General features: G+C 62.1%; 21 protein-coding genes. 9 read left to right on the top strand and 12 right to left on the bottom strand.

Translation table 11 applies throughout. The features are described 5' to 3' along the window. Positions 1 to 27: 27 nt before the first annotated feature. From L6D81_RS07345 to gnd, 3 genes are read right to left on the bottom strand one after another with little or no spacing between them, the layout of a single operon-like run. Positions 28 to 837, bottom strand: coding sequence for an HAD family hydrolase (locus L6D81_RS07345; RefSeq protein ID WP_236178500.1), 810 nt, complete (start codon positions 835 to 837; stop codon positions 28 to 30). Continuing rightward, positions 834 to 2,357 carry a glucose-6-phosphate dehydrogenase gene (gene zwf, locus L6D81_RS07340; RefSeq protein WP_236178499.1) on the bottom strand — a complete coding sequence of 508 codons (1,524 nt, stop codon included), beginning with the start codon at positions 2,355 to 2,357 and terminating at the stop codon, positions 834 to 836. The genes L6D81_RS07345 and zwf overlap by 4 nt, the downstream gene beginning before the upstream one ends. After that, a complete protein-coding gene (gnd, locus tag L6D81_RS07335) occupies positions 2,354 to 3,334 on the bottom strand; it encodes a phosphogluconate dehydrogenase (NAD(+)-dependent, decarboxylating) (RefSeq protein WP_236178498.1) in 981 nt (326 codons plus the stop codon). Before gnd ends, zwf begins: the two co-directional genes overlap by 4 nt. A gap of 272 nt (positions 3,335 to 3,606) precedes the next feature. Between gnd and L6D81_RS07330 the strand changes: the two genes are divergently transcribed. The 4 genes from L6D81_RS07330 (at position 3,607) to L6D81_RS07315 (ending at position 8,536) form a co-directional block, all read left to right on the top strand. Further along, complete coding sequence (locus L6D81_RS07330; protein ID WP_236178497.1) at positions 3,607 to 3,789, top strand: DUF6026 family protein; 183 nt, start codon at positions 3,607 to 3,609, stop codon at positions 3,787 to 3,789. A gap of 212 nt (positions 3,790 to 4,001) precedes the next feature. After that, positions 4,002 to 5,750: a phosphoethanolamine transferase CptA gene (locus L6D81_RS07325; RefSeq protein WP_236178496.1), complete on the top strand. Its 1,749-nt coding sequence runs from the start codon at positions 4,002 to 4,004 to the stop codon at positions 5,748 to 5,750. Positions 5,751 to 5,897: 147 nt separating this feature from the next. Next, a complete protein-coding gene (locus L6D81_RS07320; RefSeq protein WP_236178495.1) occupies positions 5,898 to 8,144 on the top strand; it encodes a TonB-dependent siderophore receptor in 2,247 nt (748 codons plus the stop codon). Between the two features lie 185 nt (positions 8,145 to 8,329). Then, the gene (locus tag L6D81_RS07315; RefSeq protein ID WP_085603949.1) at positions 8,330 to 8,536 is read left to right on the top strand and encodes a hypothetical protein; all 207 of its coding nucleotides are present in this window, start codon (positions 8,330 to 8,332) and stop codon (positions 8,534 to 8,536) included. A gap of 82 nt (positions 8,537 to 8,618) precedes the next feature. Here the strand turns inward: L6D81_RS07315 and L6D81_RS07310 are convergent, their stop codons facing one another. The 7 genes from L6D81_RS07310 to L6D81_RS07280 all read right to left on the bottom strand — a co-directional run bounded on the left by L6D81_RS07310 (position 8,619) and on the right by L6D81_RS07280 (position 14,228). Continuing rightward, positions 8,619 to 9,116, bottom strand: a complete 498-nt coding sequence (locus tag L6D81_RS07310; RefSeq protein WP_236178494.1) for a GNAT family N-acetyltransferase — start codon at positions 9,114 to 9,116, stop codon at positions 8,619 to 8,621. 98 nt (positions 9,117 to 9,214) lie between these two features. Beyond that, positions 9,215 to 9,796 carry a DinB family protein gene (locus L6D81_RS07305; protein WP_236178493.1) on the bottom strand — a complete coding sequence of 194 codons (582 nt, stop codon included), beginning with the start codon at positions 9,794 to 9,796 and terminating at the stop codon, positions 9,215 to 9,217. Positions 9,797 to 9,812: 16 nt separating this feature from the next. Beyond that, positions 9,813 to 10,931: a cell division protein ZapE gene (gene zapE, locus L6D81_RS07300; RefSeq protein WP_236178492.1), complete on the bottom strand. Its 1,119-nt coding sequence runs from the start codon at positions 10,929 to 10,931 to the stop codon at positions 9,813 to 9,815. Positions 10,932 to 10,953: 22 nt separating this feature from the next. Further along, positions 10,954 to 11,295 carry a nuclear transport factor 2 family protein gene (locus L6D81_RS07295; RefSeq protein ID WP_236178491.1) on the bottom strand — a complete coding sequence of 114 codons (342 nt, stop codon included), beginning with the start codon at positions 11,293 to 11,295 and terminating at the stop codon, positions 10,954 to 10,956. Positions 11,296 to 11,346: 51 nt separating this feature from the next. Then, positions 11,347 to 12,063, bottom strand: coding sequence for a helix-turn-helix transcriptional regulator (locus L6D81_RS07290; protein WP_115077845.1), 717 nt, complete (start codon positions 12,061 to 12,063; stop codon positions 11,347 to 11,349). Between the two features lie 87 nt (positions 12,064 to 12,150). Continuing rightward, positions 12,151 to 13,110 carry an agmatinase gene (gene speB, locus L6D81_RS07285; RefSeq protein ID WP_236178490.1) on the bottom strand — a complete coding sequence of 320 codons (960 nt, stop codon included), beginning with the start codon at positions 13,108 to 13,110 and terminating at the stop codon, positions 12,151 to 12,153. A gap of 26 nt (positions 13,111 to 13,136) precedes the next feature. Further along, complete coding sequence (locus L6D81_RS07280) at positions 13,137 to 14,228, bottom strand: polyamine ABC transporter substrate-binding protein (protein ID WP_236178489.1); 1,092 nt, start codon at positions 14,226 to 14,228, stop codon at positions 13,137 to 13,139. Positions 14,229 to 14,327: 99 nt separating this feature from the next. Here L6D81_RS07280 and L6D81_RS07275 point away from each other — a divergent pair, with 99 nt between their 5' ends. From L6D81_RS07275 to L6D81_RS07260, 4 genes are all read left to right on the top strand, one after another. Next, complete coding sequence (locus L6D81_RS07275; RefSeq protein WP_236178488.1) at positions 14,328 to 15,227, top strand: LysR family transcriptional regulator; 900 nt, start codon at positions 14,328 to 14,330, stop codon at positions 15,225 to 15,227. 142 nt (positions 15,228 to 15,369) lie between these two features. Further along, on the top strand, positions 15,370 to 16,836 hold the full coding sequence (locus L6D81_RS07270; protein WP_085667096.1) for a nucleobase:cation symporter-2 family protein: 1,467 nt from the start codon (positions 15,370 to 15,372) through the stop codon (positions 16,834 to 16,836). A 70-nt stretch (positions 16,837 to 16,906) separates the two neighbouring features. Next, positions 16,907 to 17,380 carry an LEA/WHy family protein gene (locus L6D81_RS07265; RefSeq protein WP_007957522.1) on the top strand — a complete coding sequence of 158 codons (474 nt, stop codon included), beginning with the start codon at positions 16,907 to 16,909 and terminating at the stop codon, positions 17,378 to 17,380. Between the two features lie 50 nt (positions 17,381 to 17,430). Next, positions 17,431 to 17,988, top strand: coding sequence for a GNAT family N-acetyltransferase (locus L6D81_RS07260; RefSeq protein ID WP_236178487.1), 558 nt, complete (start codon positions 17,431 to 17,433; stop codon positions 17,986 to 17,988). Here L6D81_RS07260 and L6D81_RS07255 read toward each other — a convergent pair. Further along, on the bottom strand, positions 17,978 to 18,901 hold the full coding sequence (locus L6D81_RS07255) for a carbon-nitrogen hydrolase family protein (RefSeq protein ID WP_236178486.1): 924 nt from the start codon (positions 18,899 to 18,901) through the stop codon (positions 17,978 to 17,980). The two genes, L6D81_RS07260 and L6D81_RS07255, sit on opposite strands and share 11 nt — an antisense overlap. An 84-nt stretch (positions 18,902 to 18,985) precedes the next feature. Here L6D81_RS07255 and L6D81_RS07250 point away from each other — a divergent pair, with 84 nt between their 5' ends. Continuing rightward, a complete protein-coding gene (locus L6D81_RS07250; protein ID WP_236178485.1) occupies positions 18,986 to 19,900 on the top strand; it encodes a LysR family transcriptional regulator in 915 nt (304 codons plus the stop codon). Here the strand turns inward: L6D81_RS07250 and L6D81_RS07245 are convergent, their stop codons facing one another. After that, positions 19,901 to 20,155: a hypothetical protein gene (locus L6D81_RS07245; protein ID WP_236178484.1), complete on the bottom strand. Its 255-nt coding sequence runs from the start codon at positions 20,153 to 20,155 to the stop codon at positions 19,901 to 19,903. Between the last annotated feature and the right edge of the window lie 127 nt (positions 20,156 to 20,282).

Genomic DNA, 20,282 nt, shown 5'->3' with positions numbered 1-20,282 from the left:
TGGGGCTCCCGTTTTTTTATGCATGAATCAGCGCGGCAAAATGTATTTCTCGATGGCCTGCGCCACCCCGTCCTCAGTGTTCGGCCCGGTGACCACATCGGCCTGACGCTTCACCGCGTCCTCTGCCTGGCCCATGACGATCGACAGACCGGCAACATGGAACATCGCCGGATCATTGCCACCATCGCCGATCGCCGCCGTCTGCGCCAGCGGCACGCCCAGGTGTTCAGCCAGCGTGACCAGCGCCGAGCCCTTGTTGGCCTCGAGCGCCGTCACGTCGAGGTACACCGGTTGCGAGCGCGACACCTGTGCCCGCCCTTCGACCTTCGGCAACAACTGTGCCTCCAGTTCGATCAGCAGGTCGGTGTTGTGGCTGGTCGCCACGATCTTGTCGATACGCTCCAGATACGGCTCGAAGCTCTCCACCACCACCGGCGGATAGCCGAGCCCGTGCTGCTCGCGCGGCACCATCGGCCCGTGCGGATCCTTGAGCAGCCAGTCGCCGCCGCTGAACACCCAGATCTCGACGTCCGGCTGATCGGCGAACAGCGCCAGTGCAGTCAGTGCTGCCGTGGCCGGCAGGTAATGAGCAACCAGAATGCTGCCGTCCGGATTGACGATGGTGCCGCCGTTGAACGCCGCCGTCGGCAGATCGACGCCCAGGGCTTCGATCTGTTGCAGCATGGCTTTGGGCGGACGCCCCGTGGCAAGGCTGAACAGCACGCCCGCTTCACGCAGCGAACGAACCGCGTCGATGACGCGCTGACTCAAGCTGTGATCGGGCAGCAACAGCGTGCCGTCCATGTCGCTCAACAGAAAACGGATCGGCTCGCTCATCCGAGACCATGCCAGACGCGACCATCGCGAGTCAGCAGGTCATCGGCAGCTTTCGGCCCGTCTTCGCCGGCGGCATAACTCTGCACACTCGCATCCTGTTGCCAGGCGTCGAGGAACGGTTGCACCGCACGCCAGCCGTTCTCGATGTTGTCAGCGCGCTGGAACAGCGTCTGATCACCGGTCAGGCAGTCGTAGATCAGGGTTTCGTAGCCGGTGGACGGCTGCATTTCGAAGAAGTCCTTGTAGGCGAAGCCCAGCTCGATGTTGGCCATGTTCAGCGCCGGCCCCGGCCGTTTGGCCAGCAGGTCGAACCACATGCCTTCGTTGGGCTGGATCTGGATACGCAGGTAGGTCGGCTGCAATTCGTCGACCTCGGTATCCCGGAACTGCGCATACGGCGCCGGTTTGAAGCAGATGACGATTTCGGTGTCGCGTACACTCATGCGCTTGCCAGTGCGCAGGTAGAACGGCACGCCGACCCAGCGCCAGTTGTCGATCATCACTTTCAGCGCCACGTAGGTTTCCGTGGTGCTTTCGGGGGAGACGTTGTTTTCATCGCGATAACCGGCGACCGGTTTGCCAGCGACTTCGCCGGCGCCGTATTGGCCGCGAACCGAGTTTTCTCGCGCTTCCTCGGTGGTCCAGGGGCGGATCGCGCCGACTACCTTGGCCTTCTCGCCCCGCACCGCATCGGCGCCGAACGCGGCCGGCGGCTCCATCGCCACCATGGCCAGCAACTGAAACAGGTGGTTGGGCACCATGTCCCGCAGGGCGCCCGTGTGTTCGTAGAAACTGCCACGGGTTTCAACGCCGACGGTTTCGGCAGCGGTGATCTGCACATGGTCGATGTAGTGGTTGTTCCAGAAGGCTTCGAACAGGCTGTTGGAGAACCGGCTGACCAGAATGTTCTGCACGGTTTCCTTGCCCAGATAGTGATCGATCCGGTAGATCTGCTTTTCCGACATGACCTTGAGCAGGCAGGCGTTCAACGCCTCGGCGGTTTGCAGGTCGGAGCCGAACGGTTTTTCGATCACCACCCTTCTGAAGGCTTGCGGGGTTTCTTCGAGCAACCCGGCGCTGCCGAGACGACGTACCACTTCGCTGAAGAAACGTGGCGCGGTGGCCAGGTAGAACACCGCATTGCCAGTGCCGCTGTCGGCGATTTTCGCCGCCAGGGCTGAATAAGTGCTTTCGTCCAGGAAATCGCCCTGGACGTAGCTGATGCCTTTGGCGAGCTTGGCCCACAAGGCCGGATCAAGCATCTGATCGCCCTTGCCGACCTTGGCTGCCACTTCGGTGCGGATGAAGTCTTCGAGCTTCTGCGCGAAGGCTTCATCGGTAATGGCGTTGTGGTCAACGCCAACGATCCGCAAGCCATCATCCAGCAGGCCGTCGCGACTCAGGTTGTACAGCGCCGGCATGAGCAGGCGCTTGACCAGATCACCGTGGGCGCCGAACAGAAACAGCGTGGTCGGTGGTGCGGGTTCTGCCTTGGATTTCCTGCGGATCGTATGGGTCATTTCTTCGCAGTCTCCACATGGCCGCCGAAGCCGAAGCGCTGGGCCGAAAGAATCTTGTCGCCGAACGTACCCTGGCCGCGGGAGCGGTAGCGCGAGAACAGCGAGTTGGACAACACCGGTACCGGCACCGCTTGTTCCATGGCCGCTTCAATGGTCCACTGGCCTTCGCCGCTGTCCGCCACGGAGCCCGAGAAGCCGTCGAGTTTCGGGTCGCTGGCCAGCGCATCGGCGGTCAGGTCCAGCAGCCAGGACGACACCACGCTGCCACGACGCCAGACTTCGGCGATGTCGGCTACGTTCAGGTCGAAACGCTGATCTTCCGGCAGGCGCTCGCTGGACTTGGTCTTGAGAATGTCGAAGCCTTCGGCGAAGGCGGCCATCATGCCGTACTCGATCCCGTTGTGAATCATCTTGACGAAGTGACCGGCACCGGCGGGACCGGCGTGGATGTAGCCGTGCTCGGCACGGTGATCATCGGACTTGCGGTCCTTGGTGCGCGGGATGTCGCCCATGCCCGGCGCCAGCGCGGCGAACAGCGGGTCCAGACGCTTAACGGTCTCGGCATCGCCGCCGATCATCATGCAGTAGCCGCGCTCCAGGCCCCAGACGCCGCCGGAAGTGCCGACGTCGATGTAGTGCAGGCCCTTCTCGGCCAGGGTTTTGGCCCGGCGGATGTCATCTTTATAGTTGGTGTTGCCGCCATCGATGATGGTGTCGCCCGCCTCGAGCAGATGGCTCAGGGCTTCGATGGTGTCTTCAGTCGGTGCGCCGGCCGGCAGCATGACCCATACCGCACGCGGCTTGGCCAGGCCTGCGACCAGTGCAGGCAGGTCGGCGACGCCGGTAGAGCCCTCGGCGGCCAGGGTGTCGACAAAGGCGGTATTGCGGTCGTAAACAACGGTGGTGTGACCGTTGAGCATCAGACGTCGCGCAATATTGCCGCCCATGCGGCCCAGTCCAATAATCCCGAGTTGCATGTGCTGATGCTCCTTACTACAAATAAAAGTGTGTCAAAGGTATAGCCCAACGCGACTAATGGAGGTTAGTCCAGAGCGTCGGGTTGAAGTTTCCGTGCATTGTGCCCGATCCAGACTGATAACGTCTGGAAACGTGCCGAAGACACAACGACCATGAAAAATAAAAAAGTTCCATTCGCGAGCAAAAGAAATCAAAATCGGCGCCGATAGCAGATCAAGGCTCGAAAACGGAGCTGATCTGCAGTTGAGACACGCCATTTGCGAGGTGAGCAATGGGCACAGTACATACAGCAATGCCGCCACAAACCCTGTACGTCACCATCCGTCGTGACGAACTGCGTCAGTTGAAAGACGAACGCGATCAGCTCAAGCAGGAACTCGCACAATTGCGCCTGCTGACCCAGGGCGCCGAGTCACAGCCCTTGCCGCGCGTGCAGCGTTCGCCCCACGCCTGATCTCCCCGCCCGCTTCGGGAGCGGCCATCGCCGTTCCCGACAGGCTGCACCTCCCGCCCTGTTCGGCAACTAACAAAGTTTTCACACTGGTGTGTTGATACTCCGGCGCATTCTGGCCGTGCGTGTCTGCGCATGGCCGCCGTTCGTCGGGTTCATGCGCCGGTTGCATGAGGCGCCCGGCGGTGGATGTGACGACTGAGCTGGAGTGCTGAATGGCGGTGTTCAAACGCAGCAATACGACTGCGACAGGTTTCGACTGGGCCGGGTTTATCTGGCTGTTCGTGTTCTTCTGGTACTTCTCCGGTATCACCCAACTGCTGATCCAGTTGACCGGCACCTCAGGGTTCACCGGGTTCCGCCAGGCCTTCGTGATGAGCGCCGTGTGGCTCGCACCGATGTTGTTGTTCCCCAATCGCACCCGTCTGCTCGCCGCACTGATCGGCGTGGTGTTGTGGGCCTGCTCGATGGCCAGTCTGGGTTACTTCTTCATCTACCAGCAGGAATTCTCCCAGAGCGTGATCTTCATCATGTTCGAGTCGAACGTGTCCGAAGCCGGCGAGTACATGACCCAGTACTTTGCCTGGTGGATGGTTCCGGCGTTCCTCGCGCACACCGCGTTCGCGTATTTTCTGTGGACCCGCCTGCGTCCGGTGCACCTGCCCCGTGGTCGGGCACTCGTCGCCGCCATGGCAATCCTGGTGGCCGTGATCGGTTATCCGCTGGTCAAACAGACAATGCGCACCGGCAGCTTCGCCCAGGGCTTCGAGAAATTCGAAACCCGCATCGAGCCGGCCGTGCCGTGGCAGATGGCCGTGGCTTATCACCGCTATCAGGAAACCCTGGCTGACATGCAGGGCATGCTGCACAGCGCGAGCAAGATCCCGCCGCTGAAAAACCTCAAGGACTCGGGCGCCAATCAGCCGGCGACCCTGGTGCTGGTGATCGGCGAATCCACCAACCGCCAGCGCATGAGCCTTTACGGTTACCCGCGTAAAACCACGCCGGAACTGGACAAACTCAAGGATCAGCTGTCGATTTTCGACAACGTCATCACCCCGCGCCCGTACACCATCGAAGCGCTGCAACAGGTGCTGACCTTTGCCGACGAAGAAAACCCGGACCTGTACCTGTCCACCCCGTCGCTGGTCAGCATGATGAAACAGGCCGGCTACAAGACCTTCTGGATCACCAACCAGCAAACCATGACCAAGCGCAACACCATGCTCACGACCTTCTCCGAACAGGCCGACGAGCAGGTGTACCTGAACAACAACCGCAACCAGAACGCCGCGCAGTACGACGGCGACGTGATCGAGCCGTTCAACAAGGCCCTGGCCGATGCGGCCCCGCGCAAGCTGATCGTCGTGCACCTGCTCGGTACGCACATGAGCTACCAGTACCGCTATCCGCCGAGCTTCGACAAGTTCCAGGACCGCAACGGTGTTCCGGCCGGCGTGCGTGACGATCAGGTGCCGACCTACAACAGCTACGACAACGCGGTGTTGTACAACGATTTCGTGGTCTCGAGCCTGATCAAGGACTACGCCAAATCCGATCCGAACGGCTTTTTGCTGTACCTCTCCGACCACGGCGAAGACGTGTTCGACTCGGTGGGCCACGGCACTCTGGGGCGCAACGAAAACAAGCCGACGGCGCCGATGTACACCATTCCGTTCATGGCCTGGGTGTCGCCGAAGTGGCGTGAAAACCACGACTGGAGCTTCGCCGGGGATCTGAGCCGCCCTTACAGCAGCTCGCACCTGATTCACACCTGGGCGGACCTGGCCGGTTTGAGTTTCGATGAGCTGGATCGCAGCAAGAGCCTGGTCAGCGCCAGCTTCAAGCCGCGTCCGCTGCTGATCGGCAACCCTTACGAACGCGAACAGCGGGCCTTGATCGACTTCAGCCTGATGAAGCCAAAAAAACCCGCCGCCAGCGTCACAGAGGTGGTACAGAAATAATCAGAAAAGGGCCGGAAACGGCCCTTTCTTCATACTGATGAAACATCTGCAAATAACAATATTTCTCGTTTGACACTAAATCGCCCTGCTCGCCTTCGTCTTTGAGCAAACGGAATTTTTTCCCTCAAAGACAAGGAGCCGGCTGCGATGTTCGCGCCCATCACCCGTTCCATGACCCTCACCCTTGGCCTGTGCAGTGTTGCATTGAGCCCGGACCTGCTGGCTGAAACCGACACAGAACATCAATCGCCCGCCACTGCGCCGGCCCTGGAGCTGGCCTCCACAAGTGTCACGGCCCAAGGCCTGGGCAACACCACTGAAAACACCCACGCCTACACCACCGGCGCCATGAGCACGGCTACGCGGTTGAACCTGTCGATCAAGGAAACCCCGCAATCGGTGTCCGTGGTCACCCGTCAACAGATGGATGACTTCAAGCTCGGTACATTGTCCGAGGCCATGAGCCAGACCACCGGCATCGTGGTGCAGCACAACGATTCGGATCGGGTCAGTTATTCGTCCCGCGGCTACTCGATCAACAATTTCCAGATCGACGGGATGCTCAACACCTTCCAGTACATGAAGTCCGATTCGGACACCATCATCTACGACCGCATCGAAGTCGTGCGCGGCGCCACCGGCCTGACCACGGGCGCAGGCGATCCGTCGGCGACCATCAACATGGTGCGCAAACGCCCGACCGCACAATGGCAGGCTCAGGCCGGTGCGAGCGGCGGCAGCTATGACGATTACTACAGTTACGTCGATGTCGGCGGCCCGCTGGCCTTCGACGGGCGCCTGCGCGGGCGCAGCGTGCTGGCCTATCGCGACCAGGGATCGTTTCGCGACAAATACGCCCTGCAACGGGAAGTCGGCTACGGCATCCTCGAAGCAGACCTGACCGACTCTACCGTGCTGGCGGTCGGCTACGACTATCAGGACAAACAGGTGCAAGGCTCCTCGTGGGGCACTTTGCCCTACTGGAATGCCGATGGCAGCAAGGCCAGCCTGGGGCGCTCGACCAACATGGCGACGTCCTGGAGTTCCTGGCCGCTGCGCGACAAGACTGCGTTCGCCACCCTCGATCAGACCCTGGCGGGCGACTGGCACCTGAAAGCCGCCTACACCCACCGCAAAAGCGACACCGACGGCAAGGTCTACTACGCCGGCGCCGGTTTCCCCGAGCCCGATCGCAGCGGCATGACGGCCTACACCTCGCACATGATCGGCCCGCAGCGCATGAAGGCGTACGACTTCAACCTGTCCGGCCCTTACTCGCTACTGGGTCGCGAACACCAGTTGATGGTCGGTTATGGCGAAGCCGAACGCAGCTCCAGCTCGCCCTATACCGTAGACGGAGCCGTTGCACGCGACTACAGCACCATCCGCGACTGGAAGTACATGGGCGACATCGCCAAATTCCCGGACACGGTGACCGGGCTCACCAGCGCCAAGGACAGCACGGAGCAAAAAGCAGGTTACCTGGCCACCCGCCTGAGCCTGACGGACGACTTGCACGCCGTGCTCGGTACCCGATATGGCAGCTGGAAGGCATCGAAGACCGCCAACACCTTCGACGACAACCTGCAACTGGAAAGCGTCGATGCCAGCCGCCAGCAGCACAACGACATGTGGACGCCCTACGCCGGCCTGCTGAACGACCTGACGCCCGAATACACCGTTTACGTCAGCTACACCGACATCTTCAAGCCGCAGACCTACCGCGACGCCAATCGCAAGTTCATCGAGCCGATCGTCGGCAGCAACTATGAACTCGGGCTCAAGGGCAGCCTGCTGGACGAGCGCCTGAACCTCGCCACCGCCATTTTCTGGAGCAAGCAGGACAACGTGGCCGAAGTGGATGACTCGGTTCCGCCGGATCCGGTGACTCTGGAGGAGTTCTACAAATCCGGTGGCAAGGGCAACAAGGTCAACGGTTTCGAAGCCGAGGTCTCGGGCGAGATCCTCGACGGCTGGAACATGACCGCCGGTTACACCTACACCCACTCGGTCAACGGCGAGAAACAGCGCAGCAACACCAATCAGCCGCTGAACCTGTTCCGCCTGTCCACGGCCTATCGCCTGCCAGGCAACTGGAATGCCCTGACCGTGGGCGGCGCGGTGAACTGGCAAAGCGACGTCTACGGCAACGCCAATCGCCCGGTCGGACGCAATGTCAATGGCCGGATCATCACCGAGCGTGCGCGAATCAGTCAGGACGCCTACACGGTGGTGAAATTGATGTCGCGCTACGAGTTCGACAAACACCTGTCCGCGTCCCTCAACGTCGACAACCTGTTCGACAAGAAGTATTACGACAACGTCGGCTTCTACAACGGCGTGTTCTGGGGCGATCCGCGTACCGTGACGCTGAGCCTCGACTGGAAACTCTGACCCCATTCCCTTACGACCTGCACGCGTCATTCGCGCGTGCAGCGTTCGTCCGGTACGCCGTGGAAACACCCGGTAAAACCTACACTGAACGAGCGTTAACCTCTCGTTAATGCCCTCGACGGACACTGCGCCCCGAGGCTTAGATTCATGGACGAACGGCTCCGACATTTTTCGTAGGAGGCACCATGAAAACCACGACTGCAATCCTTGCCGGTCTACTCACCCTCGCATCCGCCAGCGCATTCGCCGAAGGCGGCGCCGAGCGCATGAGGCATTACTGGGCGAACTTCCCGGTTCATTCCGCACAGAGCCAGCAGGCTGAGGCGAAGACCAACGAACTCAAGGTCCCGGACGACCAGACCGCCCAGGTCACCGAGTCCTATCGCCCTTGAGCGAACGCTTTACCGATGGACCTGCGATGGCTCAGCTCTGGCCCCGCAGATGACAGTTGGGCGCCCTTTTCGGGCGCCTTTTTTATGCCGGCAGATCCTTGATCCAGAACAGCATGCGCCCGTGACTGGGGTCGAACATGCCCGGCGCAAAACCGAATTTGGCGTAGGAATTCTGCGCCACGGCGTTGCCTTCAAGCACTTCCAGGGTGATCTTGCAGCAACCACGCTGACGGGCAATGTCCTCGACCTTGCGCAGCATTTTCTGACTCAGCCCCAGACCGCGAAACTTTGTCACCACTGACACGTCGTGCACATTGACCAGCGGCTTGCAGGCAAACGTGGAAAACCCTTCAAAGCAGTTCACCAACCCCGCCGGCTCACCGCCGACGAACGCCAGTACGCTGAACGCGTGGGGCCGTTTGGCCAGTTCGGCGGGCAGTTGCTGCAACAGTTCAGGGGCAATCGGATGGCCGCCGCCCATCGGGTCTTCGGCGTAATGATTGAGCACCACACCGATGGCCTCGGCATGCACCGGGTTGGTGTAACTGGCTTGAAGCACAAGAATTTCTGCGGAATCCATTTCCTTCCTCGATCGCACGGGGCCCCGGCGCGTTTGATACGCACTGAAAGGCTCAGCGACCTTAGCGCGAGGCAGGTCCCGGCGACAACCCGACGTTTTCAGTGGCCCCAGATAAGCGCTTCGGTCCAGCCCAGCTCGGCGAAATCCTCGGCTCGCAAACCGGACTCGCCGGCGCAGAAGAACTCGTCCAGCTGCGGCGGTTTTACCGAGGTGCCGCTGAGCATCGCGTGGACCTGGCCACGGTGGTGGATCTGGTGTTCGAACAGGTGCGAGATCATCCGCAGACGGCTGTCGTGCTGCGGCGTATCGCGGGCGATGGTGACGATGCGCCCCAGATCGGCATCGCGCAGTTGCTCGCAGTAAGCGATCAAGCGGCGGTCGACATGCGCCTGTTCATGGCGCAAGGCCTGCGTCTCGGTGAAGGGTTCGGCAGCATTGAAGAACACGTAGCAATCGGGATGCGGCTCGTCACCGCGCAACTCGCGTTCCAGCGCGTCGACGTAGAACCCGTCGCAGGTGAGGATGTGATTGAGGGTCAGGCGGATGCTCGGGAAGAAACTCACCCGTGGCGCTGCCAGCTCCGTGTCGTCGAGCTGGCTCCAGGCCTTGGCCAGTCGATGGTTGGCCCAAGCATTCTGATAGGCCATGGTCAGCAAGTGGTGGGACAGGGGCTGAGTCATGTGGCGCCTCCGTGTTTCAGGTTTCGGCGAAGCGTTGCAGCTGCATCTCCTGCAAGCGGCTGAGGGTCCGGCGGAACGGGAATTCCAGATAGCCCTCGGTGTACAGCGCGTCCATCGGCACTTCGGCCTCGATGTACAGCAGCACCTTGCGGTCGTAGCACTCGTCGACCAGCGCGATGAAGCGGCGCACGCCGTCGTCGTGCACGGACAGTTGCGGCAGTTCGCGATCGCCGGCCACCACCCGCTCCGCGCCGTCCTCGGTGCCACGGGCAATCCGCCCCTCGCGTTTTTTCGCGCTGAGGTTCGGCACCCCGCTCAGCAGGATAGCCCGGTAGGTGTCGCACAGCGCGATGAAATCCATGGCGGCGAACGGTTGCTCGCACAGGTCGGCGTAACGGCACCACAGCACCGAATCACTGGCCTGCACCACGTTCAAGGCGCGGTAACCGACCGGCACTGTTTCGTCACTGACGGTTTGCCCGGTGGTCAATGCGTCGAACACCTGGCTCAGCGCGCTACCCTCCCCCGCATCGGCAACCCAGTAACGCTGCTCGATGGCGCCGGGATGCAAGCGGTGATCTTGCGCGCCATTCACCGCGACCACTTGCATGTGCTGCTTGATCGCGGTGATCGCCGGCAGGAAACGATCGCGGTTGAAGCCGTCGGCATACAGCTGATCCGGCGGCAGGTTGGAGGTGCAGACCACCACCACGCCTTCGTCGAACATCACCTGAAACAGGCGCCCGAGAATGATTGCGTCACCGATGTCATTGACGAACAGCTCATCAAAACACAGCACCCGCACCTCGGCCGCCAGCTCCCGGGCCAGGGCCCGCAATGGATCGGCGATCCCGGTCAGTTGAAAGGAACGCTGGTGCACCCAGCCCATGAAGTGATGAAAGTGCTGCCGCCGCGCCGGCACCCGCAGGCTCTGATGAAACTGGTCCATCAGCCAGGTCTTGCCGCGCCCGACCGGACCCCACAGGTAAACGCCGGTGACCGAACGGGCACCGGCGTGCAGGGCTTCATGGCATTTTTGCAAGGCCCAGACTGCGTGTTCCTGGGCTTCATCCTGGATGAAGCCCTTGTGGTCGACGGCGTACTGCCAGGCGCTCAGGGGGGAGTCGAAAGTCATGCGCGGCAGTATGCCACGACGGCTACAGGGAAATATCCAGCCGAGCGATTTTGCCCTGTTCGTTGAGCCGGAACGTGTAGCGCAGCTCCAGCGGACTGCCGGGGAACGTTCCGGAGATCAGCCCTTGCACCAACACCTTGCCGGTGCGCTGCTGGACGCCGAGCACTTCGACCCGTGGCTGATAGCGCTTAGCAGTGTCTTGCATCCAGTCGGCGATGGCCTGCGGGCCGACCTGATGATGGCCCTCATCGAACACATGGGCATCCTCGGCAAAAAAACTGCCGACCCGGGACGTATCGCGAGCATTGGCGGCGTTGATGTACTCAACGATGGCCGGGGCGAGTATCGAGGTGGGATGAAACATGAGTGCAGCTCCTTTTTTCGGGTTCTGTCGCCATCCTAGAACAGCCCTGCGTCAGTTCCTGTCAGGAGTGAAGCGCCCGTTTTCGTCCAGTTGCATCTGCCGCTGCCAGGTGCGCAACAGGTCGCTGCGACGCCCCGGATAGCGCTCGCCCTGCAGGCTGGCGGCGGCAATCCGGTCGGTGCGAAAGGTGCGATAGGCGCCGCGCAATTCACACCACGCGACGATGATCCGCACCTCGTTGAGAAAGCCCAGCGCCAGCGGCCAGATCAATCGCTGGCTCTGCACCTGCTGCGCATCGGCGTAATCGATATGCAGCTTGGCCTGATCGCGGATCGCGTGGCGGAACACGTTCAATGGCACCGCGTTTTGCGGAAAGCCATAACCTGGCGGCCCGGGCATGACGGTCGGATTGCGCAGCGCTTCCTGGGCCTGCGGGTCCAGCACCGCAGCGATCTTCGCCAAGGCATCCGCCGCCGCCTTGCTCAGCACCTCGTCACCGCGCTGATCGACATAGCGCAAGCCCAGCACGATGGCTTCGGTCTCGTCGGCGTTGAGCATCAACGGCGGCAGAAACAGACCGCTGCGCAACACGTAACCGATGCCCGCCTCGCCATGGATCGGCGCGCCGAGTGCGGTCAATTCGGCGATGTCGCGATAGAGGGTGCGCTCGGAGATCTCCAGCTCGGACGCCAGCGTCGCCGCAGTCACCGGGCGTTTCTTGCCGCGCAGCACTTGCAGCAGGGTCAGTAGACGTGTGGTTCGCGACACGGTGTGAGGCTCTGGACAGAAAATTTGCCGGAGCTTAGCAGAGCCTGGTGTCAGAAATTGTCAGGAGCTTTCACCAGGCTCAAAGGGTCACACGTCGACTTTATGCCTGGCCGCGTACAGGCACAGCATCTCCATCGCCAGGGTTGCCGCTGCCAGCGATGTTACGTCCGCATGGTCATAGGCCGGCGCCACTTCCACCACGTCCATGCCCACCAGATTGATCCCGCGCAGGCCGCCAAGGATCTCCAGCGCCTGCACCGTGCTCAGGCCGCCGCACACCGGGGTGCCGGTGCCCGGGGCAAAGGCCGGGTCGAGGCAATCGATGTCGAATGTCAGGTACACCGGGTTGTCCCCGACTCGCGCCCGAATGGCCTCGACGATCGCTTCGCACCCCCGCCGATGCACCTGCCGCGCGTCCAGCACCTGAAAGCCCTGATGATCGTCATTGGTGGTGCGCAAACCGATCTGTACCGAACGCGCCGGATCCACCAGCCCCTCCCGCGCCGCGTGCCAGAACATGGTGCCGTGATCGACCCGTTTGCCGCCCTCGTCCGGCCAGGTGTCGCTGTGGGCATCGAAGTGAATCAGCGACAACGTGCCGTGCTTGCGCGCATGGGCCTTGAGCAGCGGATAGCTGATGAAGTGGTCGCCACCGAAGGTGAGCATCGCGCTGCCGGAACCGAGAATGTGCTCGGCGTGGGCCTCGATGCTTTCCGGGACGGTGTGCGGCGAGCCGTAATCGAAGTCGCAATCGCCGTAGTCGATCACCGCCAGATGATCGAACGGGTCGAACGTCCATGGCCAGTGCCGTTCCCAGGCAATCCCGGTGGATGCCGCACGAATCCCGCGCGGCCCGAAACGCGCGCCGGGACGGTTACTGGTGGCGGTGTCGAACGGCACACCGCTGACCGCCACGTCCACGCCGCGCAAGTCACGGCTGTAGCGTCGGCGCATGAAACTGGTGATTCCGGCGTAAGTGCTTTCGGCAGCGGTGCCATAAAGGCTGTCACGGGTCAGGGCCTGATCGTTTTGCATGGGCACGTCCATCGGTGTGTTCCTGTTGTTATGGAAGGCTATTGGCGGCTGCGGAAAGTGGTCCACAAGCGGGTGCGCTGGCGCATGTCCTTGAGGTTCATGCTGCGGTCGGCGTACAGCCGCTCGCGCACGTCGGGTTTCGGGTAAATGTCCGGATCGTTGCGCACTACTTCATCCACCAGCGGCATGGCGGCCTGGTTGGCGGTGGCGAAAAACAGCGTGTTGGTCAGCGCCGCCACGGATTCGGGGCGCAACATGAACTCAATGAAGGTGCGTGCGGCTTCGGGGTGCGGCGCGTCTTTGGGGATGGCGAGGTTGTCCTGCCACACCAGCGTGCCTTCCTTGGGAATCCGGTAAGCGACCTCAAACGGCTTGTTGGCCTTGCGCGCCTGATCGGCCGCCATGCTCGCGTCACCGTTGTAGGTCAGCGCCAGGCAGACGCTGTCGTTGGCCAGATCATTGATCTGTCGGCCGGTGGCGACGTACAGCACCGAGGGCTGCAACGTCTGCAACAAGGCTTCGGCGGCGGCCAGATCGGTCTTGTCGGTGCTGTAGGGATCTTTACCGAGGTAGTGCAGCGCCAGGCCGATCACTTCCTGCGGCGAATCGAGAATCGCGATCCCGCAATCCTTGAGCTTGCTGGCGTATTCGGGCTTGAACAGCAGATCGAGGCTGTTGAGCGGCACATCCGGCAGCCGCTGCTTCACAGCTTCGACGTTCATGCCCAGCCCGAGCGTGCCCCAGGTGTACGGCACGCCGTAGCGGTTGCCGGGATCGACCGCCGCCAGTTTTTCCAGCAGATCGGGATCGAGATTGGCGTAACCCTTGAGCCCTTCGTGGGGAATTTCCTTGAGCGCTCCAGCGGCCAGACCTCGGGCCAATACGCTGGACGAAGGCACCACCACGTCATAACCGCTGCCGCCGGTGAGCAGTTTGGTTTCCAGCACCTCGGAGGTATCGAAGGTGTCGTAGCGCACGTGGATGCCGGTTTCCTGTTCGAAGCGCTGCAAGGTTTCAGGCGCCACGTAATCGGCCCAGCTGTAGAGATTGAGCGTTTTCTCTTCGGCCTGGGCGGCGATGGAGACGGTAAGCAACAACGCGGGCAAACACAGCTTGAAGACGGGAGCCATGACGAACACCTGACCGAAGGAAGTGGTGGCAGGATGCGCCGTCGGATACATTCGAGAAATATCAAGTTTATTAACCTGACTTTATGCCGGAGTAATGTGATGCTCGGTCAGCTCCACGATGTCGATCTTCAGCTGCTGCGGCTGTTTCTCGGCGTGGTCGAATCCAACGGTTTCAGCGCTGCGCAAGGTGAACTGGGGCTCAGCCAGTCGAGTATCAGTCAGCAAATGGCCAAGCTGGAAACCCGCCTAGGCTATCGGGTGTGCAACCGGGGCAAGGGTGGTTTCAGCCTGACGCCCAAGGGCGAGCAACTGTTGATTGCCGCCCGGGCGCTGTTTGATTCGATCGAAACCTTCCGCCATCAATCCAACGGCGTCGCCGGACGCCTGATCGGCGAAGTGCGCTTGGGCCTGTCGGAAGCGGTCGACCAATCGGTGCTGCAACGGGTGGCCGAGGCGATCCGGCGCTTTCGCGAGCGGGACGAATCGGTACGCATCGAGCTGATCAGCGCCATGCCCGGCGAAATGGAGCGCCTGCTGCTGCAACAGCGGCTGGATCTGGCCATCGGTTACTTCTCCCAAGTGCAGAGCGCGTTCGACTACCGCGAGCTGTTCAGCGAAACCCAGCATCTGTATTGCGCGCCCGGCCATCCGCTGTTTACCGACGAGGCACCCGATGATGGGGCGTTGCAGGCCTGCGACCGGGTCGATCACCCCTACAGGTTCCTGCGCAGTGACGAGCCGTTTCAGGGCAAGGTCTGCTCGGCGCGCTCGGAACAGGTCGAAGGCACTCTCGCCTTCATTCTGTCCGGCAAGCACGTCGGCTATCTGCCCAGCCATTACGCCCGCCAGTGGCAAGACAAAGGCCTGCTGCGGCCGGTGCGCGAAGGCGAGTTGAGCTTTGACGTGGCGTTTCATCTGGCCCGGCATCGGGCGCAGGTGCCCGGCGATGCACAGAAGGCTTTTGAAGAAGATCTGCTGTCAGCCTTTGGTCGAACCTGATCATTTTTTGGAACGCGGAGCGTCCCCGGCTGCATTCCCACGCAGAGCGTGGGAACGATCATGCGTTGCCCTCGCCCCTCGCTTACGGCATCCTGCGCACCCATTTTCCGACCCGGCCCCGCATTGCGGCACGCACACCACCATGACCGTCTCTGAAAAAGCCCCGCGCAACAATGATCTGATCTACGGCCTCAACGACCGTCCGCACTTCACCGCAACGGTGTTTGCCGCCCTGCAACACGTGCTGGCCAGCTTCGTCGGCATCATCACCCCGACCCTGATCATGGGCGGCGCCCTCGGCCTGCAAAGCGAAATCCCGTACCTGATCAGCATGGCGCTGTTCGTCTCGGGCCTCGGTACCTTCGTTCAGGCCAAGCGCTTCGGCCCCGTCGGTTCGGGGCTGCTGTGCCTGCAAGGCACCAGTTTTTCCTTTATCAGCGTGATTCTCAGTGCAGGCTTTATGGTCAAGGCCCGGGGCGGCGGCACCGATGAGATCCTGTCGACGATCTTCGGCGTGTGCTTCTTCGCCGCGTTCATCGAAGTGGTGCTGAGCCAGTTCATCGGTAAATTGCGCATGCTGATCACCCCGGTGGTGACCGGCACCATCATCACCCTGATGGGCCTGTCGCTGATCAAAGTGGCGATGACCGACATTGCCGGCGGTTTCGGCGCGGCGGATCTGGGCGCGGCCAGCCATGTATTTCTGGCGGCGCTGGTGCTGGGCACCATCGTGGTGTTGAACCGGGTGGACGTGCCGTTCCTGCGGTTGGGCGCAATCGTCATCGGCCTGACCCTCGGCTACGTGGTGGCGTGGCTGATGGGCACGGTGGACTTCGCCAATCTGCCAGAAGTGCCGGTGGTCAGCGTGCCGGTGCCGTTCAAGTACGGCTTCAACTTCGACTGGGTGGCGTTCGTGCCGGTGGCGGTGATTTTCCTGGTATCGCCGCTGGAAGCGGCCGGTGACCTGACCGCCAACTCGATGATTTCCCGGCAGCCGGTCAAAGGCCCGCTGTACATCCGCCGGATCAAGTCCGGGCTGCTCGCCGATGGCCTCAACTCGGCCATGGCGGCGGTGTTCAACAGCATGCCGATGGTGACCTTCGCCCAGAACAACGGGGTGATTCAGCTCACTGGCGTGGCCAGCCGTTACGTGGCGTTCTTCATCGCCGGCCTGTTGGTGCTGCTGGGGCTGTTCCCGATGATCGGCGCGGTGCTGCAACTGATGCCGAAACCGGTGCTCGGCGGCGCAGAGCTGGTGATGTTCGGCACCGTGGCCGTGGCCGGCATCAAGATCCTCGCCGAGGCCGGCCTGCATCGGCGCAACATGCTGATCGTGGCGATTTCCGTCGGCATGGGCCTGGGCATTGCCGCCGTGCCGGAAGTGCTGCGCGAACTGCCGCAGGCGCTGCGCAACATCTTCGAATCGCCGATCACCGTCGGCGCGCTGTGTGCGATCGTGCTGAATATCTTCCTGCCGGAAGAATTCATCGAACTGGAAGAAGATGACTTCGACCCGGAAGCCTCTATTCTTCAGGTCATGGAAAACCCCGACCTGCCGGCCAAAGCTGAACCCGCCGCGCCGGCCGCTGTCGCACAGTTGAACCGTTGATCCTGTCCGCTCGATGAAAAAAGGGCTGATACCGGCAACGGTTCAGCCCTTTTTCAATGAGAGAGCATCAATGCGCCGCCTCCAAGCCGTCATCCTGTCCCTGCTTCTGCTCTCCCTCAGCGCTTGTGCGCTGTTCCCCAACCGCGACCCGGTGAACATCAACGTGGTCGGCCTCGAACCGCTGCCGAGCCAGGATCTGGAAGTGCGCTTCGCGATCAAGCTGCGGGTGCAGAATCCCAACGAAACGCCCATCGACTACAACGGCATCGCGCTGGATCTGGAGGTCAACGGCCACTCGCTGGCGTCGGGTGTGAGCGATCAGAGCGGCTCGATTCCACGCTTTTCCGAAACCATCGTCAGCGTCCCGGTGAGCATTTCCGCGTTCTCGGTGTTGCGCCAGACCCTGGGCCTGAGCCAGACCCAGACCCTCGACAATCTGCCCTATGTGCTGCGCGGCAAACTGGCGGGCGGGTTATTCGGCACGATGCGGTTTGTCGACACCGGCAAGCTGAGTTTGCCCAGGGCCAGTGCCGCAACCTGGTAAAGATGCGGTAGCCTGCACCGCCCACTGTCAGAACATGGAAGTCGTGGTTTATGCAAGACACTCCCCCGCTGTACACCGAACGGCTGATGTTGCGCCCGCTTGAACTCGCGGATGCCGACGCCATCCAGGAGCATTTTCCCCACTGGGAAGTGGTGCGGTATCTGAACGTCTTCGTTCCCTGGCCTTACCCGGACGACGGCGCCCTCACCTACCTGCGCGACATTGCGCTGCCCGCCGTTGCGGCCGGCAAAGAGTGGCACTGGACGATCCGCCTCAAGTCGGCGCCAGAACAGTTGATTGGCAACATCAGCCTGATGGACGAGCCGGACAACCACCGTGGGTTCTGGCTCGCCCCGGCCTGGCAAGGTCGGGGCTTGATGACCGAAGCCAGCGACGCCGTGACCCGGTACTGGTTCGAAACCCTCGATCAACCGTTGATGCGCGTGCCCAAAGCCGCACCGAACCTTGGCTCGCGAAAGCTCTCGGAGCGCACTGGCATGCGCTTGATCCGCACGGACGAGGACAACTTCGTCGGCGGCCGCTTCCCGCGGGAGATCTGGGAAATCACCCGCGAAGAATGGCGGCGCCGACAATCCGTCAAACCGTGAAACGCACCCCCGGTTTCGCCCGCTCATCGACGCTCAGCTCAAACACATCCGGCCGCGCATAGTGGCCGACCACGTCGTAGTCGTAGCGGGCGCGGACCAGTTCGGCGGTGTCGATTTCAGCGGTGAGCAGCCCGGCCTCGCCGCGCAACGGCCCGGCCAGCACGTCGCCCATCGGCCCGACGATCACGCTGCCACCGGCGATCAACGGTCGATCCGCCGGCCAGTTGGCGATCTCCACGCCCAGCTCATTCGGCGAGGCCTGCACCTGACAGGCGCTGACCACAAAACAGCGCCCTTCGTGGGCAATGTGGCGCATGCTCACCTGCCACATCTCGCGCTCATCCACAGTCGGCGCGCACCAGACCTCGATGCCCTTGGCGTACATCGCCGTGCGCATCAGCGGCATCATGTTTTCCCAGCAGATCACTGCGCCGAGCTTGCCGACCTGGGTGTCGAGCACCGGCAGCGTCGAGCCATCGCCCTTGCCCCAGATCAGCCGCTCGGTGCCGGTGGGCATCAGTTTACGGTGCTTGGCCACCAGGCCCGCCTGCGGGTCGAAATACAGCGCGGTGCAATGCAAGGTGCTGCCGGCCCGCTCGATTACGCCGATCACCAGGTTGGCACCGGTGCGCGCCGACAGCCCGGCCAGCGCTTCGGTTTCCGCCCCCGGTACATCGATGGCATTGGCGAAATAACGGGCGTAGGCCTCCCGACCTTCCGGCAAGCGATAACCCAGCTGCGTGCCGAACCCCTCGCCTTTCGGGTAACCGCCGAGCAAGGCTTCGGGCATCACCACCAGCGCTGCGCCGGACTCGATGATCGCGGTTTCCCAGCTCAGGATCTGTTCCAGGGTTTCAGCCTTGCCACCGGGCAAGGCGCCGATCTGCAGCGCGGCAACGATTGATTTGGGCATGGTGGTCACTCCGTGTAGTTCAGGTGTTGCTCATTCTCCGGCGCCACAGGATCATGAATAAAGACCGATCCACTGCTGAATGATATGAGCCAGATGAATATCGCAACCGTCGACCTCAACCTGCTGAAAGTCTTCGAAGCCCTGCATGAAGAGTCCAGCGCCAGCCGCGCAGCGTTGCGTCTGGGCGTGACCCAGTCGGCGGTCAGCGCAGCCTTGCGCCGGTTGCGCGAGGTGTATGGCGATCAACTGTTCGTGCGCACCGGCCGGGGGCTGGCCCCGACCCTCAAGGCCAACCAGTTGAAACCGGTGGTCAGCGATGCCCTGAACAAGTGCCGGCAAAGTCTGGCCATGGTCGACCCGACCGCCCATCACTACGAAGGACGCTCGGTCACCGTGGGCCTGTCGGACGATTTCGAAATCGCTTACGGCCGACGGCTGATCGAGGAAATCGCCCGCCGCGCACCGAAACTGCGGCTGATCTTCCGCCAGACCCACAGCCAGATCGTCGCCCGGGCGCTGATGGAGCGCAGTATCGACCTGGCAATCACCGCCGGCGGATTTGCCGAGCGGCTGCTCAGTCGTCAGGTGTTGGGCGAAGGGGGTTATGCGTGTCTGGTGGATCCGGCGAGCCTGGCGCCGGGCCAGCAGCAGATCGATCTGGAGGAATTCGTCACCCGCGAGCACCTGCTGGTGTCGTCGGGCGGTTTTATCGGGATCACCGATGAAGGGCTGGCGGCGCTGGGCCGGACTCGCCGGGTCTGCGCCTCGACCACGCATTTCGCGGCGTTGCCGCACCTGCTCAAGGGCAGCGATGCGGTGGCGACCATTCCGACCCACGCGGCGCAGGCCATTGCTTCAATGAGCGGGCTGGCGCTGCTGCCCTGCCCGCTGGCGCTGCCGCGTTACCCAATCGAACTGGGCTGGCGCACCAGCACACAGATCGATCCGGTGGTGCTGACGGTGCGCGAAGCGATTGGCGCCAGTTTCAGAGCCGAGTGATTACTTGTTGGCCGCCATCAGGCGATTGACTTCACTGCGCACCATGTTGGCGAATTCCGGCGGCGACATGCCGTCCAGTTCGGCGCGCACGAATTCGGCCCATTTGCCCTTGCGCTTGGCGCGCTCGCCGAACAACCGCGCGGCTTCACCCTTGGCTTTGCCCAGATTGTTCTGCCAGAGTTCGAACAGTCGGGATTTTTCATCTTCCAGCGCGGCGCGCTCTGCGAGGGATTTGTCGGCCAGATTGAAACTCATCGGGAATTACCTGCTGCATGAAATGGCGACATCTTACACGCTGGACGGAAACCTCTGACGCTGGTTTTTGCTCCGGATGGAAAATCGCTGCAACTTTTCAAGTCGCGCCACACTCCATTGTTCACTG

Source organism: Pseudomonas sputi (assembly GCF_021603585.1).
Classification (GTDB): domain Bacteria; phylum Pseudomonadota; class Gammaproteobacteria; order Pseudomonadales; family Pseudomonadaceae; genus Aquipseudomonas; species Aquipseudomonas sputi.
The sequence above is the reverse complement of the archived record's forward strand: the minus strand, read 5'-3'. Positions and strand labels throughout refer to the sequence as shown.

Excerpts from the sequence above, each read along its gene's own strand:
- zapE (WP_236178492.1), bottom strand. The coding sequence starts at position 10,931 with ATGACTTTCGACTCCCCCCTGAGCGCCTGGCAGTACGCCGTCGACCAC.
- L6D81_RS07275 (WP_236178488.1), top strand. The coding sequence starts at position 14,328 with ATGCTCGGTCAGCTCCACGATGTCGATCTTCAGCTGCTGCGGCTGTTT.
- L6D81_RS07255 (WP_236178486.1), bottom strand. The coding sequence starts at position 18,901 with ATGCCCAAATCAATCGTTGCCGCGCTGCAGATCGGCGCCTTGCCCGGT.
- L6D81_RS07305 (WP_236178493.1), bottom strand. The coding sequence starts at position 9,796 with ATGACTCAGCCCCTGTCCCACCACTTGCTGACCATGGCCTATCAGAAT.
- gnd (WP_236178498.1), bottom strand. The coding sequence starts at position 3,334 with ATGCAACTCGGGATTATTGGACTGGGCCGCATGGGCGGCAATATTGCG.
- L6D81_RS07325 (WP_236178496.1), top strand. The coding sequence starts at position 4,002 with ATGGCGGTGTTCAAACGCAGCAATACGACTGCGACAGGTTTCGACTGG.
- L6D81_RS07260 (WP_236178487.1), top strand. The coding sequence starts at position 17,431 with ATGCAAGACACTCCCCCGCTGTACACCGAACGGCTGATGTTGCGCCCG.
- zwf (WP_236178499.1), bottom strand. The coding sequence starts at position 2,357 with ATGACCCATACGATCCGCAGGAAATCCAAGGCAGAACCCGCACCACCG.
- L6D81_RS07310 (WP_236178494.1), bottom strand. The coding sequence starts at position 9,116 with ATGGATTCCGCAGAAATTCTTGTGCTTCAAGCCAGTTACACCAACCCG.
- L6D81_RS07265 (WP_007957522.1), top strand. The coding sequence starts at position 16,907 with ATGCGCCGCCTCCAAGCCGTCATCCTGTCCCTGCTTCTGCTCTCCCTC.
- L6D81_RS07245 (WP_236178484.1), bottom strand. The coding sequence starts at position 20,155 with ATGAGTTTCAATCTGGCCGACAAATCCCTCGCAGAGCGCGCCGCGCTG.
- L6D81_RS07330 (WP_236178497.1), top strand. The coding sequence starts at position 3,607 with ATGGGCACAGTACATACAGCAATGCCGCCACAAACCCTGTACGTCACC.
- L6D81_RS07315 (WP_085603949.1), top strand. The coding sequence starts at position 8,330 with ATGAAAACCACGACTGCAATCCTTGCCGGTCTACTCACCCTCGCATCC.
- L6D81_RS07250 (WP_236178485.1), top strand. The coding sequence starts at position 18,986 with ATGAGCCAGATGAATATCGCAACCGTCGACCTCAACCTGCTGAAAGTC.
- L6D81_RS07320 (WP_236178495.1), top strand. The coding sequence starts at position 5,898 with ATGTTCGCGCCCATCACCCGTTCCATGACCCTCACCCTTGGCCTGTGC.
- L6D81_RS07295 (WP_236178491.1), bottom strand. The coding sequence starts at position 11,295 with ATGTTTCATCCCACCTCGATACTCGCCCCGGCCATCGTTGAGTACATC.
- L6D81_RS07280 (WP_236178489.1), bottom strand. The coding sequence starts at position 14,228 with ATGGCTCCCGTCTTCAAGCTGTGTTTGCCCGCGTTGTTGCTTACCGTC.
- L6D81_RS07270 (WP_085667096.1), top strand. The coding sequence starts at position 15,370 with ATGACCGTCTCTGAAAAAGCCCCGCGCAACAATGATCTGATCTACGGC.
- speB (WP_236178490.1), bottom strand. The coding sequence starts at position 13,110 with ATGGACGTGCCCATGCAAAACGATCAGGCCCTGACCCGTGACAGCCTT.
- L6D81_RS07345 (WP_236178500.1), bottom strand. The coding sequence starts at position 837 with ATGAGCGAGCCGATCCGTTTTCTGTTGAGCGACATGGACGGCACGCTG.